The organism is Anatilimnocola aquadivae (assembly GCF_049819085.1).
Classification (GTDB): Bacteria; Planctomycetota; Planctomycetia; order Pirellulales; family Pirellulaceae; genus Anatilimnocola.
This window is the reverse complement of sequence record NZ_CP187419.1, coordinates 1,433,843-1,448,740: the sequence shown is the minus strand read 5'-3', so window position 1 is coordinate 1,448,740 and position 14,898 is coordinate 1,433,843. Positions and strand designations below refer to the sequence as shown.

At 58.5% G+C, this 14,898-nt stretch carries 12 protein-coding genes; 6 read left to right on the top strand and 6 right to left on the bottom strand.

The window, feature by feature from the left end; genetic code table 11:
• Positions 1-38 precede the first annotated feature (38 nt).
• Positions 39-566: a hypothetical protein gene (locus NA78x_RS05755; protein WP_425617474.1), complete on the top strand. Its 528-nt coding sequence runs from the start codon at positions 39-41 to the stop codon at positions 564-566.
• Between the two features lie 10 nt (positions 567-576).
• Here the strand turns inward: NA78x_RS05755 and NA78x_RS05750 are convergent, their stop codons facing one another.
• The 3 genes from NA78x_RS05750 to NA78x_RS05740 are packed head-to-tail and all read right to left on the bottom strand — an operon-like array spanning position 577 to position 4,770.
• Positions 577-1,632, bottom strand: coding sequence for an exo-alpha-sialidase (locus tag NA78x_RS05750; RefSeq protein ID WP_425617473.1), 1,056 nt, complete (start codon positions 1,630-1,632; stop codon positions 577-579).
• Positions 1,633-1,673: 41 nt separating this feature from the next.
• Positions 1,674-3,623 carry an SMP-30/gluconolactonase/LRE family protein gene (locus NA78x_RS05745; protein WP_425617472.1) on the bottom strand — a complete coding sequence of 650 codons (1,950 nt, stop codon included), beginning with the start codon at positions 3,621-3,623 and terminating at the stop codon, positions 1,674-1,676.
• Positions 3,624-3,657: 34 nt separating this feature from the next.
• Entirely contained in the window at positions 3,658-4,770 is a 1,113-nt protein-coding gene (locus tag NA78x_RS05740; protein WP_425617471.1) for an NAD(P)H-dependent flavin oxidoreductase, read from the bottom strand.
• Between the two features lie 168 nt (positions 4,771-4,938).
• Between NA78x_RS05740 and NA78x_RS05735 the strand changes: the two genes are divergently transcribed.
• From NA78x_RS05735 to NA78x_RS05720, 4 genes are all read left to right on the top strand, one after another.
• Positions 4,939-6,909, top strand: coding sequence for a primary-amine oxidase (locus NA78x_RS05735; protein WP_425617470.1), 1,971 nt, complete (start codon positions 4,939-4,941; stop codon positions 6,907-6,909).
• Between the two features lie 262 nt (positions 6,910-7,171).
• The gene (locus NA78x_RS05730; RefSeq protein ID WP_425617469.1) at positions 7,172-7,342 is read left to right on the top strand and encodes a hypothetical protein; all 171 of its coding nucleotides are present in this window, start codon (positions 7,172-7,174) and stop codon (positions 7,340-7,342) included.
• Between the two features lie 308 nt (positions 7,343-7,650).
• Positions 7,651-7,878 carry a hypothetical protein gene (locus tag NA78x_RS05725; RefSeq protein WP_425617468.1) on the top strand — a complete coding sequence of 76 codons (228 nt, stop codon included), beginning with the start codon at positions 7,651-7,653 and terminating at the stop codon, positions 7,876-7,878.
• Positions 7,879-7,935: 57 nt separating this feature from the next.
• Positions 7,936-8,790, top strand: coding sequence for a tetratricopeptide repeat protein (locus tag NA78x_RS05720; protein ID WP_425617467.1), 855 nt, complete (start codon positions 7,936-7,938; stop codon positions 8,788-8,790).
• Positions 8,791-9,128: 338 nt separating this feature from the next.
• Here the strand turns inward: NA78x_RS05720 and NA78x_RS05715 are convergent, their stop codons facing one another.
• Together NA78x_RS05715 and NA78x_RS05710 are read right to left on the bottom strand one after the other, a co-directional pair.
• A complete protein-coding gene (locus NA78x_RS05715) occupies positions 9,129-11,180 on the bottom strand; it encodes a SulP family inorganic anion transporter (RefSeq protein ID WP_425617466.1) in 2,052 nt (683 codons plus the stop codon).
• 17 nt (positions 11,181-11,197) lie between these two features.
• Positions 11,198-11,869 (bottom strand): carbonic anhydrase, encoded by a 672-nt coding sequence (locus NA78x_RS05710; RefSeq protein WP_425617465.1) that lies wholly within the window; start codon positions 11,867-11,869, stop codon positions 11,198-11,200.
• Positions 11,870-12,449: 580 nt separating this feature from the next.
• Between NA78x_RS05710 and pyk the strand changes: the two genes are divergently transcribed.
• Positions 12,450-13,931 carry a pyruvate kinase gene (gene pyk / locus NA78x_RS05705; RefSeq protein ID WP_425617464.1) on the top strand — a complete coding sequence of 494 codons (1,482 nt, stop codon included), beginning with the start codon at positions 12,450-12,452 and terminating at the stop codon, positions 13,929-13,931.
• Between the two features lie 29 nt (positions 13,932-13,960).
• Here the strand turns inward: pyk and NA78x_RS05700 are convergent, their stop codons facing one another.
• Complete coding sequence (locus NA78x_RS05700) at positions 13,961-14,854, bottom strand: hypothetical protein (protein WP_425617463.1); 894 nt, start codon at positions 14,852-14,854, stop codon at positions 13,961-13,963.
• Positions 14,855-14,898: the final 44 nt, after the last annotated feature.

Genomic DNA, 14,898 nt, shown 5'->3' with positions numbered 1-14,898 from the left:
AAAAAACATTTCCACGGCCGACAACGATCTGACGCATCATGGGCATGTTCGATAGTCTGAAGACCTTCCTATTTGGCTACGAGCCCACTGCGGCCGACGTCCATTCGCAACATTCGCTGCCGGGCCCCGCGAGCGCCATGGATCTGGTGCAGCGAGGCTGGCGGTCGCACCGGTTTGGCAACTCGCAGGTCGTGATTCTGCTCCCCTCGCAGCTTCATGTCTGGACCGAGAAAGATGGCACGCTCTGTGGTGGTGAAGACCCGCCGGCGACCACGCTCACCGCCCGGTTACAGCAGGGCTTTGACGCCGATCCTTCGCTGGCTCTCGATTTTGTCGAAGACATGGCCGAGCGTCGCGGCCTGCAGTATCACACCGTCGGCACGTATCGCTGCTTCTACGATGCCGGCCCAGCCGACCCCTGGGTGGTTGCCGAGCGATACTTCATCGTCGGCATTCCCGGTTCCGTCGTCACCCTTGCCATGCGGGGCACCCGTGATGCCGCCGCCACCATCGTGCTGAACCAAGTTCGCGCTGCCATTCCGCAGTTGGTGGCCGCGATGGCGTGAGTACAGCGAACTACTTCGTCTCGCTCTTCAGCGGCACTTTCAACTTGGCGAGATAGATCGACGTCTTTCCTTCGTGCGACGAGTAAAAACTCAACCACAGTTGGCCTTCGTGCCAGACCATGCCGGGATAACTGGTGTCGCCGCTGCTCTTGAGAGTGAGGACCGGTTCGTACTCCCCTTCCTTGGTCATTTTGATGAGGGCCGTCTTGGCACCACCGGGATACACGCGCCCCGAGGCCCACAGTTCGCCATCGGGTAGGCGAGTGAAATTCGGACCACCAAAACGATGCTTCGTTTCGGTCCACTGCCAATCCTTGTAGGGAGCGGAGCTGCGACCGATCCAGCCATTCTTGCTGCCTCCTTCGCGACGAACGAGCGCCACCATTTCACCATCGGGCAGGAAGCGAATGGTGCTCTCGTTGGGGTGACCGGGGACATCGAGATGCGTGATGAGGTTGTACTTCACGCCGTCGTCGCTCACGACGAGCTTCAACTTCCAATCGGCTGGGCCGGGTTCTGCCTTGCCGGTCTCGGCGGCCTTCTTTGCAGAGTCGCTGGCTCGCTCGGAAGCGTCGTAGCAGATGCCATAGCACTTGCCGTTGTGCCAGGTGACTCGCCACAGCCAATCGCCTTCGTTGAGTGTGCGGGCGGTGGGAGACCATTCCTTACCATCTTTCGAGAACGTCACCCGAGGCTGACGCCCCTTGAGCGTCGTCCCTTCATAGACAGAACCGCCGGCCACAATCATCAAGCGATCGTCGGGGGTGATCGAAAATTTGGGGTCACGCAGGTCGATCCCTTTCTCGCCGATGAGCGCCGCCGATGTCCAGGTTTTACCATCGGGCGAAACAAGCACACGGAGCTGGCCATCGCCCCCCACGTGCGCGTCGGCCTCACGAAAAGTGCAGTACCACTGATCGTGCCAGCGAATGAGATCGGTAAATGCGTTGTGCTTGCCCGCATCCCAAATCTTCTCGACCGAAACCAGTTCGGGCTCGGCAGCAGAAGCCGCGAGCACGAACAGGAAGCAAGTAAGTAACGACCAAACCAGGTGGGCGGTTTTCATGGCGGGAAAGTTCGCTGGGGTAATGAAAGTTGAACGAACAACTATTTGTCAGGGCGATAACTGGCTTTGCCAGCAATCTTCGTCGGCAAGCTCATTAGTAGTGAGCCGCAGGTGATGTAAAGCGTTTTGAGATCTGCGCCACCAAAGCGGCAGTTCGTGATGGTGTCTTCGGGCGATTGCACAAACGCGAGCAACTTGCCTTGCGGCGAGATGACGTGAATGCCGGGGCGCGTATCGAGCGTCTCCGATGTCTTGCGCGGCTTGTGCAAGCCGGCCGCGACATACAGGTTTCCTTGCTCGTCGATGGCCATGCCATCGCCACTGCGGCCGGGATAGAAGTCGATGAGTTTTGTCGGTTTCCCGAGGCTCCCGTCCTCAGCCAGGGGGAACGACAGAATGCAACGATTGAAATCGGCCTGCGGGTGCGCTTCGATCAGGTGAAGCGTTTTGTTGTCGGGCGAGATGACAATGCCGTTGGGCATGTGAATGTCGGGCGCATGTGCGACGCGGGAGATTTTGCCATCGACATCGATCCGATAGACAGAGTTCACATTCCCTTTGTCGCGATCGAGATTTGGCAAGCGGCTGGTGAAGTAAATGCGCCCCTGGGCATCGAAGCACAAGTCGTTGGGTGCTCCCAGCGAATGGCCATTGAACTGATCGACGAGCACTTCAATCTTGCCTGTGTTCATGTCCGTACGAGTGACACGCCCCGCATTACCTTCGCAGGCCACCAAACGCCCCTGAGCATCAAACAGCAGCCCATTGGCACCGCCGCTGTGCTCGCGAAACGTGGTCAGCGCGCGGCCGTCCCACTTGAGGATCTTGTTAACTTCGGTGCTCGTGAAAAAGACGTTCCCCGCGCGATCGCAGCAGGGACCTTCGATAAAGACCTTCGTGTCGACGACTTTCGCCAGTGTTTTCAGCTCGCCCAGGTAGTCCGCCGTCTTCAGCCCGTCGTATTGATCGGCGATACCCGCGCGGGCCTGCTGGGGAGCCGCATCGAACTGCTTCAGCACTTGAGCGCGCAGTTTCGGCAGGTCGAGTTGTTCGCCCGCTTTCGGAAACGGATGCGGCAGCAGGAACCATTGCTCGGTGAAGCTTGCCGATTGACCAGGCTGCAGTTGTTCGCGCGGGCCGATCGGTTCGAGTTCGATCCGCGGACCGGTTGGATACCAGACCGAGAGAGTCAGCCCCGCTGCTTCGCTGTAGACGCGATCGGGATAGGTCGGGAAACGCTTCACCAGCATCACATCGCCGGGCATGACATAAGCGAGCCAGCCGGCGTAAGAGTCAAAACCGAGTTTCGGTTTGCGTGGTGGCGAGAGGATCTCCAAAAAGCCATCTCGCTCGCGAATCTGTTCGTCCTGATTGCGGACATTGATGATCGCCGAGTCTTCATACATGGCGTACTTGCTGGGAAAGCGACTCTTCCCGACGAGTGGTACCAGGCAGATGCCGCCGCCGGGCGAAAACGATCGCCCCCAGTGGCAAACCTCGCGAGGCTGATCCGAAATGTTCGTCATCGTTTGTTTACAGAGCAGGCCAGAGAACTGCGTGGGCTCGAACTCGCGCATCAATTGAATGCCAGTGGCTTCATCCTTCGAGCTCGTAACCACAATCGACGGCTTCTCCGTCGCCTTGATTTCCCACACTCCCGACCACAGCTTCGGATGTGCGGCGATGGTTAGCTCGGGCCCAATATCAAACCGCCCCGCACTCATCGAACGCTTGTTCGCCGGTTCGGTGGCTTCCTTTTCGTCGAACCACAATGCCTGTTTTCCGTCGACAGAATACTCCAGCACACGGCCACCGAACCGCGTCACTACCAGGCGCGAATTGCCACGCTGGATCACATGCGCATCCGGGTCGCCATGCGATTCCAACCTGCTGAACTTGATCACTTCCTTGGCTGGCAGTTTCTGGCCGCCAATTAGGAGCGAAGTTGTTGCTAGGGTAATCGCCGTGATTAAGAACCAGTGAGATCGCATGAAAGTGCTCATCGTGGGAGAGAGGCAAGTGGCGTTATGGTACCCGGTGGCAGGGAGCCGATGCCAGTTGTTTTTCATGTGGTGCTTGCAACTCACGCTCCAGGACGGACATCAATTCGGCAACTGGCAACGCCCGCGCGAGCGGAGCATCTTGCCCTGCGAGGTACGCTCCGTAGCCTGGTTGCGACTTGGCCTTAGCTGCGGCAATGAGCAACTTGGCCGCATCGTAGGCAATCGGGTACGCGGGAACTTCGTAGTCATTTGCCGTGGCGACGAGGTCAGTCAATTTGTTGGGCATGGTTCGCGCCGCGCGGCCCGAGAGCCTGCTCGTGACAAAGGTCTGCTCAGCAGCAGGGCTGAAGAGCGTAGCGCGGTAATCGTCGCTGGCCAGCGATTCTGGGCAACCGATGAAGGCAGTGCCTAGTTGCGCGGCGGAAGCCCCCAGCCTTAAAGCAGCCGCGATGCCTGCGCCATCCATGATGCCTCCGGCGGCAATGACGGGGAGCGAGAGTTGCAATGATAAAAGTCGCGTCAGCGCGAACGTACCTAGCTGTTCGTCGCCACGCGCAGGATCAAACGTCCCGCGATGCCCGCCCGCTTCCCAGCCCTGCGCAATGACCGCATCGATACCCGCTGCGGCAATCAAGCGTCCTTCGATCAAATTCGTGGCACTCGCGAGCAGCGTAGTTCCCGGTTGCCGGAGTGCCTCGATCCATTCTGGTGGCGGCAGACCGAAATGAAAACTGATGACCGGCGGTCGTTCGCTTTTCAGCAGTTCGAAGAGCGCCGGGTTATCCAGAAAACTCTCATACGGACTGCGCAGTTGCTGCGGAGCCGTCGCTCCCAGTTGTTTGAACGCAGGAGTATAGCGGGCGATCCAAGCAGTCTCTTTGGCTTCGTCAGCCGTGGCTCGGTGATGGCAAAACAGGTTCACGTTGAACGGCGACGACGTCGCTGCCCGCGTCGCGGCGATCTGCTCGCGCGCGGTGGCCACATCGGCCGAGCCTATCCCCAGCGAGCCAAGTCCCAGGGAACCAAGCCCGCCGGCATTCGACACCGCCGCTGCCATTGCCGGCGTCGAGACGCCGGCCATCGGCGCCTGAATGATCGGCAGGCGAATCCCCATTTTTTGCAGTAGCAGATTCAAGCGGAGGCTCCTTCGAAGTAACGACTTCGCTATTCGACGATCGACATTGTCGAACTCTTGCTGGCCTGCTGCCAGCAGGCGAGGGCCGTTTGTCGCTCCTCGGTTCGATTGCTATATTGCGGCACAGGCGGGTAGGGACCATCGTTTTCTTTTGGGGAACCCCGTCGCATGTCTGAATTGCTCCAGCTTCGGTCGCCTGTTTCTGTGGCTACCAACGGCCACCCTGTTCCGCCGCATCCACTCGAACCGCTTACCGCCGCTGAAGTGGCTCAAGCCGTTTCGATACTCCGCCAGCAAGGCAAACTCTCGCCGACCACGCGCATCGTGTCGATCGCGCTCAAGGAACCAGCCAAAGAGTTGGTACACACTGGCGTGACCGAGATCCCCCGCGAAGCGTTCGCGGTGCTGTTCGATAACGGTGCAAATGCCTGTTACGAAGCGGCCCTGTCGCTGGCCAGCGGTTCTCTCCTGTCGTTCATCCATATTCCTGGCGTTCAGCCGACGATGACGATTGACGAGCAAGTCGAGTGCGAACAGGCTGTGCTGAATAGCCCTGAGTTTAAAGCCAAGTTGCAAGAGCATTATGGCATCGACGATACCAGCCTGGTGATGGTCGATATCTGGAGCGCTGGCAACTACGGCAGCGACGAAGATCGCACACGCAGGCTCGCTCGTCCGCTTTGCTTCTTGCGCAGCGATGCCACCGACAACGGCTACGTGCGTCCGATTGAAGGACTGCGGCCCGTGGTTGATCTGAACACGATGGAAGTGATTCGTGTCGAAGATTACGGTCGCTGGCCCTTACCGCCGGGTGAAGCCAACTACGCCGCTGAGCGCGTGAAACCTCAGCGGCAAGACCTGAAAACGATCGACATTACCCAGCCTGACGGGCCGAGCTTTCAGGTCAATGGCTATCAGGTGCAGTGGCAGAAATGGAACTTCGTCATCGGCTTCAACGCCCGCGAAGGCCTCACGCTGCATCACTTGCGGTACGACGATGCCGGCCGTGACCGCTCAATTCTCTATCGCGCGTCCCTTACCGAAATGGTCGTTCCTTATGGCGATCCCGGCCCCACGCAGCGGCGCAAAAACGCCTTCGACGTTGGCGAGTACGGCATGGGCATGTGCGCGAACAGTCTCGAACTAGGCTGCGATTGCCTCGGCCTGATCAAGTACTTCGATGCTCACCTGTGCACGAGCCGGGGCGAGCCACTGACGATCAAAAATGCCATCTGCATGCACGAAGAGGATTTTGGCATTGGCTGGAAGCATACCGATCGGCGATTGCCGGAAACACCCGAAGTGCGCCGCTCTCGCCGACTGGTGATCTCGTCGGTTTCGACCGTCGAAAACTACGAGTACGGTTTCTTCTGGTACTTGTACCAGGACGGCAACATTCAACTCGAAGTCAAACTGACGGGCATTCTCTCGCTCGGTGCTGCCGGCCCTGAAGAGAAGCCAAAGTATGGCACACTCATCGCGCCGCAGTTGTACGCGCCGAACCACCAGCACTTTTTTAATGTGCGGCTCGATTTCGACCTGGATGGCATGCCCAACAGCGTGCTGCAGGTGGATGCGGTCGCCGAGGAACTGGGAGAGAACAACCCGTTCGAGAATGCCTTCTATGCCAAGGCGACGAAGTTGCCAACTGAATCGCAGGCCCGCGCGCATTTGAACCTCGAAACGTGCCGCACCTGGCGGATTGTGAACGAGCAATCGTTAAACAGCGTGGGGGAGCCGGTCGGTTACAAGTTCTTTCCCGGCGACAATGCCTTTCCGCTGGCTTCGAAAAATGCCTGGTGGCGCAAGCGCGCCGGCTTTGTCGAGAGTCACGTGTGGGTGACGCCGTTCCACGATCGCGAAAACTACGGGGCGGGAGATTACCCCAATCAAAGTAGTGGCGGCGATGGGCTGATTCGTTGGACCGAGCAAGACCGGCCCATCACGAACACCGACGTCGTCTTTTGGTACACGTTTGGTCATACGCACATTCCGCGGGCCGAAGACTATCCCGTGATGCCCACCGCCTACATCGGCTTCTTACTCAAACCCAGCGGCTTCTTTTCTCAAAACCCGGCCAACGATGTGCCGCCGTCGCCGAAGAAGCAAGCGGCGGGAAAGTCGTGCTGTCAGGGGTAGAGTTGGGAGTCGCAGGTCGGGAGTCGGGAGCAGCGGTTCCTGTCGGCACGAATCCAGCGGACTCGCAGGACAGGCACCGAATTGGCCACTAAGTTCTTGACAATATAGCGAGAGCATATTAACTTGTAAATACTAAATATATTTGTCAGAATAAATACAGACAGTTTGATTGTTAGGTGCAAAATAGATTTCTAATGGCGTTGGATTTTCCGTTGATGAACGGGCGAGTAGGCGAGCGAGGCTGGTGGGACGGGGTGAGAAAATGGTTATCAAATGGTTTTCAGACGATCGTCAGAATGATGGGGGTGCGGCGGCGCAAGTGCTAGGAGGGATTCGGTTAGTGGTGATTGGTTATCGCGAAAAATCGCGCGAAAAAGTTATCAAAAGTGGTTGTCAAAACGGCGGCGAGTTGGCTGAGGTGAACAGTGGTTAAGGGAAAGGAAGTGAAGATGAGTCGCGGTCGCCAGCGGCTCTATCTATCCTCCGACTTCTGACTTCTGACTTCTGAACTCCGACGCCTGACGGCAGCCTGTGGTTAGCGGTTCAGCCCCTCACCCCGGCCCTCTCCCCAGAGTACACGAGGAGAGGGAGCGAGGACGGGGGACGGGAGCTAGCAGGGCGAGTAAGTGCTGGCGGCGAGAGCGGCAGTTTTGGCAGGTTGGGCTCGACTTGAGAAAATCTTTCTGCGATATGCAACTTCGCTCGAAAAATTCGATCATCACTTTGAGGTTGGCTGCAGCTATGTCTGGGCGAAGTTTACGACTGATCGCGGTGGCGTTCGGCTTGGCAGGCTTGTTAGGCACCGCTAGCGGCTGTCAGTGGTTCGAGAAGTGGCGAGGACCGGGGTTCGCACCAGGAAGCACCGATATGGGTGGCATGCGGGGTAAGAATCCCGACGCCAAGCCGAGTGGTTTTCTGTACGACAAGCGGTCGCAGGAGATCGAGAAGAATCTGGGCGGAAATTTTTAGTGCGAGTCGCACGAATGCAGAACACACGAGATGCGCTCTAATCGCGGGAACGCAACCATGTCTGGTAGGAACACTTTCGAAGTCAAACACGCCGTGACGCTGCCCAAGGCAGTGGCGCTGGCGATTTGCTGTTTGCTGCCCTTGTTGCTCGGCTGTGGCATGGCTGCTCAGGGTCGCAACGTCGATGGTGTGCGCTATTTTCAGCAGGGGAACTACCAGGTTGCGATGCAGCGGTTTCAGGAAGCGCAGCGAACCGATCCCCAAAACCCCGACAGCTATTACAACCTGGCCGCGACCAATCACCGGATGGGTTTGCTTAATCGAGATGCCAATGCGCTCTCACAGGCTGAGTCGCTGTACAACACTTGCTTGCAGTACAACCCAAATCACGTCGATTGCCGTCGCGGACTCGCGGTGCTGCTCACTGAAACCGGTCGCACGACGCAGGCCTTTGCGCTGCTCAACGATTGGGCCGCGAAGAATCCCCAATCGGCCGATGCTCGCGTGGAACTGGCGCGGCTAAGCGAAGAGGTGGGGGACAATCGGAACGCCGAGTATTACCTGAACGAAGCGCTCAAACTGGATGTGGCCAACTGGCGAGCTCACGCGGCGCTGGGCCGGCAGCGAGAACTGGCGGGGAACTATCAGCAGGCGATTCAGAATTATCAACGAGCGCAGCAGTTGAACCCAATGCAGCCTCAATTGGCTTCGAAGGTGCAAGAGCTGAGCATGAAGCTGGCTCAAGGCGGAATGCCCGCAGGCAACACACAAGTGAACACGAATCCCACCGGCAACGGCGGCTTTACCTGGACGAATCCGCCAACTAGCGCTCCGGCCAACATCATTGCTAGTCCGGTACGAGGTTCCTCGCTGGGGAATGCCACCGCGCCCTCGATGAGCCGGCAGTACTAAGCACAACCGATAGGGCCTAGCCTCGCGAAAATATTGCCAAAATTATCTCAATAGATGATTGACAATAATTCACAACTGGTGGCTAATGTCGTCAGGTTCGTTTGTGGTTTGGTGGGTGAGTTGCGGGCCGCGCGGCGTGGTTGATTGGCCGCAGTTGCCAACTTCGGGCATGTCCAACAATGAGCTTGGTTGTTGGACAAGAAGAGTGGGTGGTAAAAGTCGCCTGCAAGTTGCAAGTGATGCAGCGGCCGCAACTTTCGACGAAATCCGAGAATGAGGGCCTGTCCAAAAACCCCACAGGTTATTGGACGTTTGGGTGCTCGGCGGCAGATCGACCGCTAGTGCTTCACTGCCGGATCTAACTTGCCGAAAGGATTCGGCGGGACAACATCGGGATCGAGACCCGGGTCGGCAGCGGCCGGACGAGCGCGATAGCGCGAGGTGAGCAGTTCCCAGTCGAGATCGAGCGTGCCACCTGCGGCCAGGTGCCGCTTCTGCCAGTGAATGAGCAGTTCCAGGCAAGCGTGGTCGATGTAGGTGAGTTCGCTGATATCGACGATGGCATGCGTGCGAGGCGAGATCTTTTCGATGACCTGAGCCAGCTGTGGCAAGCGCAGGAAGGTTGCGGCACCAGCCAGGGAGATGACGGATGGTTCGCCAGCTTCGCCCGATTTGACGTCGACTCGCAGGTGCGAGAATTGCCAAAGTAACTTGACGGCAGCAAGGACGATGCCGACTACGACACCCATGAGGAGATCTTCGACGACCACGATGGTCGCGGTGATGACAAAGATGGCCGCTTCGGCTTTATCGAGATGCCAGAAGGCGCGGAGCGATTGGAAGTTGACGAGTCGCACACCTGTAAAAACCAGCATGGCGGCGAGAGCGGCGGTGGGAATCATCCGCAGCAAGCTGCCGAGAAAGACCACAAAGAGGAGCAACCAGATGCCGTGCAGAATCGTCGAGAGTCGCGTCGTGGCACCGGATTGCACATTGGCAGCGGAGCGGACAATGACGCCCGTCATGGGCAAGGCACCGATGAGCCCGCAGAGAGAATTGCCGATGCCTTGGGCGAGCAACTCTCGGTTGTACTTGGTGCGCGGCCCTTGGTGCATTTGATCGACGGCCGAACAGCAGAGCAGGGTCTCGGCACTGGCGACCAGGGCGATGACCATGCCCGATTTCAGGATGGAATACCAGTCGGCGGTTTGGAGCAGTGTGAGGGAAGGCAGATGCAAGTCGCTGATAATGTTGCGTGGGAGTTCGACGTAGAAGACGGGCAGCGCCAGGCAAACGGCAACGACCGTGGCTGTTGTCACTGCGACGAGCGGACCGGGAATCAGCTTGAGCTTTTTCCAAGGGAGCCATTGCCAGATGAGCAGAATGGCGATGGTGAGCAGGCCAATTTTCGCGGCGGCATCGTGACTCTTGAACTTCGCCCGCGCAGCGCCGATGGCTTCGGTGGCATGCAACTGCGAAAGACGAGCCGAGGCGATTCGTTCGGGTTGCAAGTCGGCCAAAGCGGCTTCGGCGGTGGTGAGCGACTTGGCCAGGGCGTTTTGCAAGTCGGTGCGGCGACCTTCGCCGAGCGTGGCGTCGGTGAGGGCGGCGGCTTCGATCTGGTATTTGCGGATCTCGTCGATCACTGCCTGTTGCGAGGCAGCCAGACGAGCGAGCACTGCGGGCTTGACGGTGGCTTCGGCCGGCTCGGCGGCTTCTTCGGCGGCGAACAGACCATGCCCCTGTTCGACGACAACGGCCTGCGGGATGACATCGGCCACGTGGTCTTGCACCTGCCGCTGATTGGCGTGCAAGGTGCCCAGTTCTCGCAGCCAGTGACTGCGCGTGGCGCGATGTTCGAGCGGGCCGAGTTCGGGCCAAGGCAGGCCTTTGCGCACCGCTTCGGGCAAGCTGAGGATGTTCTGCAGGCCGTTTTTGCGAGGCGAATCGTCCACCATCACGTGAAACTGGCTGGCGAAGATCAGAATGCCAATGCCGGCCAGCATGCCTTCGACCACGGCGGGCGAAACCGCGCGAAACCACTGACCAATGCCACCCATGCCGGCAGCGATTTGAATCAGGCCGGCGACCAGAACGATCAGGCCCAGCATTTCGAAGCCATGCTGTTGAACGATGCCCAGGACGATGACGGTAAGGCCAGCCGCCGGACCGCTGACTTGCAAAGGTGAACCAGCAATGAAGCCAACGACAATGCCGCCGATGATGCCGGTCGCCAAGCCCGCGGCAACGGGAACACCTGAAGCGATGGCAATGCCCATGCCGAGCGGCAGAGCGATGAGAAATACCACGAGCGAAGCTAAGAGATCGCGATGCCAAGCTGGCCCTGTCGTGGGGCTCAGCAATTTTTCGTTCGCAGTTGGTTCATTCATGTACGAACCGTGGTTACTTAAGCGATGGCTCGCGGCAGATAGCGAGGTCCATCGTAGTCGCCGGCGTCTTCCACATCCAGCACAGGTCGAAACTCATGAGCCGCCGAATCGTAGGCGAAAATCTCACCCGTCTCGATCTTGTACATCCAGCCATGCAGCGTGATCTGGCCGCGCGACACTCGCGTGGCAATCACCGGAGCAGTACGCAAATGTTCGAGTTGAACCAGCACGTTTTCCTGAGCGGCGGCCGTGACCAATTCGTGGCCGCTGAGGTGATCGTAGTGTTCTTTCACAATCGCAGCCGTCGAATCGGCATGTCGCAACCAGTTGGTGACAGCGGGAAGCTTTTCGGCAGTACCCCCTTCGATGATCGCCTTCATCGCACCACACGAGGTGTGCCCGCAGACGATGATGTGTTTTACACCCAGGGCCGAAACGGCGTACTCAACAGCGGCCATCTCGCCGTTGTTGCTGGTGCCGTAGCAGGGAATCAAGTTGCCGACATTCCGGACGATGAACAAACTGCCGGGTGCCGAGTTGGTGATGAGGTTCGGATCGATGCGCGAATCGGAGCAGGTAATGAAGCAAGCTTCGGGCGATTGCCCTTCGCTCAGCGACTCGAACAACTCCTGTTGCTTATGGAAGCCGATATTCTGGAAGTAGTGAACGCCCTTGACCAGGTTTTGCATAACTACCTCGTTAGCGAACTTGCGATGAGAAGGTTGTTCGAGTGCCGTGGGCTCTCAGCTTGCCGTGGGAGAAGAGGTGCGGGAGCGGCAAGAGTCCCTATCTAACTAACGGCTTTGTTAACCTGAAACCTTACGGAACTGTAATGATAGCGGGCTGAAAAGGCAAGATTTGATTTCGGGAATCGGCGCAATTTATTTTGCAGAAGGCATTTGCGCCAAAAATTAACGCGACAGCCTGTCGCTCGGTTTCTAACGGCTTTGTTAAGAAAGGACTGGTTTCATGACGTAAAGACCTTGCCCCAAAACGACTTAGCCAAATATGACCGGCATCGGCAATGCTGAAGCGTGGTGGCCTACTCGCAAGGTCGAGATAGTCCCGGCTATCGCTTTGCGGCAAAGGCCGATAGCCTAGCGATATCCCAGGTACACGACGATTGTGGCGGTTTGCGCTTGTCGCCGACTGCCTTCTCTCCCTCCCGTCAGTGTCTGGAAGTAGTGCCGAAGAAGCGGATTCGCGCGTTGGACCGATGGCCGGCCACACGCGGAGCGGAGGACTTTTCGCCCGGAGGATTCAACTGCCATGAGTACTGCTACGCCAGCGCCCGCCGTCCCGAACTCGGCTCTCTCGATGCCCCCGCTCAACTTGCGAGCACGCACCAAAATTGTGGCCACCGTCGGCCCGGCTTGTCGTAGCATTGAGATGCTCACGAAGCTGATATGCGCGGGGGTCTCGGTGTTCCGTTTGAATACCGCTCACGGCAACGAACAACAGCGGGCCGAGATCCTGGCCGACATTCGCACGGCCTCTGCCGCCATTGGCATTGAGGTCGGTGTGCTGGTCGATCTGGCTGGACCGAAGATTCGCCTGGGCGAATTGCATACGGATCCAACGAATTGCGAGCCGGGCGAGATCTATCGGTTTGTCCGCGGCAACCAGCCTCAAGCGGCCGACGAGCTGACCTGCACGTACTCGTCGTTGATCAACGAGCTGCAAGCCGGCGACAGCGTGATGCTGGCCGACGGCACCGTGAGCATGGTGGTAGTCGGCAAGTCGAACGATGAGGTTCGCTGCAAGGTGGTCGGTGGCGGCATCATTCGCAGTCGACAAGGGATCAACTTGCCCGGTGCCAAGCTGAGCGTGGCCTCTCTCACCGAAGCCGACATGGCCAATGCGCTGTGGGCCGCGAAGAACGACATCGACTTCGTCAGTCTGAGCTTCGTTCGCTCGCCCGTGAACGTATTGCTGCTGAAAGAACTGCTGCAGTCGCAAGGCTGCAAAGCGTGGGTGATTGCCAAGATCGAAAAGCCTGAGGCGCTGCTGCACTTGAAAGAGATTGTGGCTGCTGCCGATGGTGTGATGGTGGCCCGCGGTGACTTGGGTGTCGAGATTGATGTAGCGGAGATCGCCGTCGCGCAAAAGCGAATCGTGCGTGAGTGCCAAGACCAAGGCAAGCCCGTGATTGTGGCGACCCAGATGCTCGACAGCATGCATCACAATCGCCGGCCCACGCGAGCCGAAGCGACCGACGTTGCCAACGCCATTCTCGATGGTGCCGATGCCTGCATGCTCTCGGGCGAAACGGCCATTGGCGAGTTCCCGGTCGAATCGGTCGAAACGATGAACCGCATCGCTCTGGCCACCGAGCCATTGCTCAAAGAGCAGGTCCATCGAACGCAACTGGTTGCTGCCCACGATGTGCATCCCATCACCGCTGCGGCGGTGCGAGGTACGGCCGTCATCGCCGAACAGCTGGGTGCCAAGCTGGTGGTTGTCGCAACTCGCGGTGGTGGCACTTGCCGACTACGCAGCAAGCAGCGAGACTTCGTCCCCACGATTGGCACCAGCGACTCGATCTCGGTCCTGCGACTGTTGACCTTGTTCTGGGGCGTGACACCGCTTGCTGGTGCGCCCGTGAATGACGGTCCCGCGCTTCGCGCCTTCATTGACAATTGGGGACGTAAGCAGGGCCTGCTGCAAAAGGGTGACTGCGTGATCTTTGTCACCGGGACGAACTTCTATCCGATGGCTCAGAATCTACTTGTCGTCCATGAAGTGGAATAAGTGTAGCGCTCTTGCTCCGCCGAGAGCAGCTACGCGCCGGCCGCTTGTTCCAAGCGATCGTGCAAATAGCCCACGCGGGCGAGCGCTTCGGCCTGTGTGACCGACTGAGCGATTGGCAACAATAAGTAAGCCGCGCGCCCACTGCAGCAATCAAGAATGATCTGCTGAGGATTGGGTGAGTGTACGCCGTCCGCGCAGGGCTCGTGACCATTCACGAGCATTTGTGCTGAGACGAGCTTGGCGAAGGCCGCGGCATTGGCCGCGCGATAGTCGCGCCCCCAGACAAGCCTGAAGACATCGCTCCCTTGTTGCCAATCGGCGCAAGTGAGAGGTCGTTCGAAGATCTTTAAATCGAACCCGTGCGAATCGCAGCGGTCCGGCAAACTGTGGGAGATGAACACGCCGCCCGCGAGTCGAATTGCGAGTGGACAAGTGCCGATGAACTGCATGTAGCTGCAGCGGACACGATCGGCGGCTGAGCCATACAGTTCGTTGATCCCGGCGCGAAACTGCAAATTCAGCATCTTCTTGCTCTTGCAGATCGGAAAGTCGCCCAGCTCGGCGAGCTCATGATTGCTCAGCAGAAAGTGGAACCGCTCTGGATACTCACACTTCAGCCGAGCTACATCTTCGAGCAGCAGATGGCTCATGCAGCCTGCATCGCCGGGGTAACTTGGCCCGCCATGACAGACTTCCTGCATCACCAGGTGTCGACGCGGATGTCCCGCGAGATCGGCAACTTGAACGAGCCGCTTGAAGTTCAGCCGATTGCCATGCAGGTCGGCAGAGATCAGCACTTCGTCGCCATCGTCGATATCCAGGGAGACGATGTTCCCCTTCCGAGCTGCCGTCGCGCGGTTGGCCGCTGCTGCTTGCACGCAGCATTGGATCACCGATTCGATGTGAGCAGAAGAGGCAGCCATGTCATTACCAGACTATCACGAGCATCCCAAAAGGTCCACGCAAC

Bases quoted from the DNA above. Each gene is read 5' to 3' on its own strand.
- NA78x_RS05745 (WP_425617472.1), bottom strand. From the start codon at position 3,623: ATGCGATCTCACTGGTTCTTAATCACGGCGATTACCCTAGCAACAACT.
- pyk (WP_425617464.1), top strand. From the start codon at position 12,450: ATGAGTACTGCTACGCCAGCGCCCGCCGTCCCGAACTCGGCTCTCTCG.
- NA78x_RS05700 (WP_425617463.1), bottom strand. From the start codon at position 14,854: ATGGCTGCCTCTTCTGCTCACATCGAATCGGTGATCCAATGCTGCGTG.
- NA78x_RS05720 (WP_425617467.1), top strand. From the start codon at position 7,936: ATGTCTGGTAGGAACACTTTCGAAGTCAAACACGCCGTGACGCTGCCC.
- NA78x_RS05725 (WP_425617468.1), top strand. From the start codon at position 7,651: ATGTCTGGGCGAAGTTTACGACTGATCGCGGTGGCGTTCGGCTTGGCA.
- NA78x_RS05715 (WP_425617466.1), bottom strand. From the start codon at position 11,180: ATGAATGAACCAACTGCGAACGAAAAATTGCTGAGCCCCACGACAGGG.
- NA78x_RS05735 (WP_425617470.1), top strand. From the start codon at position 4,939: ATGTCTGAATTGCTCCAGCTTCGGTCGCCTGTTTCTGTGGCTACCAAC.
- NA78x_RS05730 (WP_425617469.1), top strand. From the start codon at position 7,172: ATGGTTATCAAATGGTTTTCAGACGATCGTCAGAATGATGGGGGTGCG.
- NA78x_RS05750 (WP_425617473.1), bottom strand. From the start codon at position 1,632: ATGAAAACCGCCCACCTGGTTTGGTCGTTACTTACTTGCTTCCTGTTC.
- NA78x_RS05755 (WP_425617474.1), top strand. From the start codon at position 39: ATGGGCATGTTCGATAGTCTGAAGACCTTCCTATTTGGCTACGAGCCC.
- NA78x_RS05710 (WP_425617465.1), bottom strand. From the start codon at position 11,869: ATGCAAAACCTGGTCAAGGGCGTTCACTACTTCCAGAATATCGGCTTC.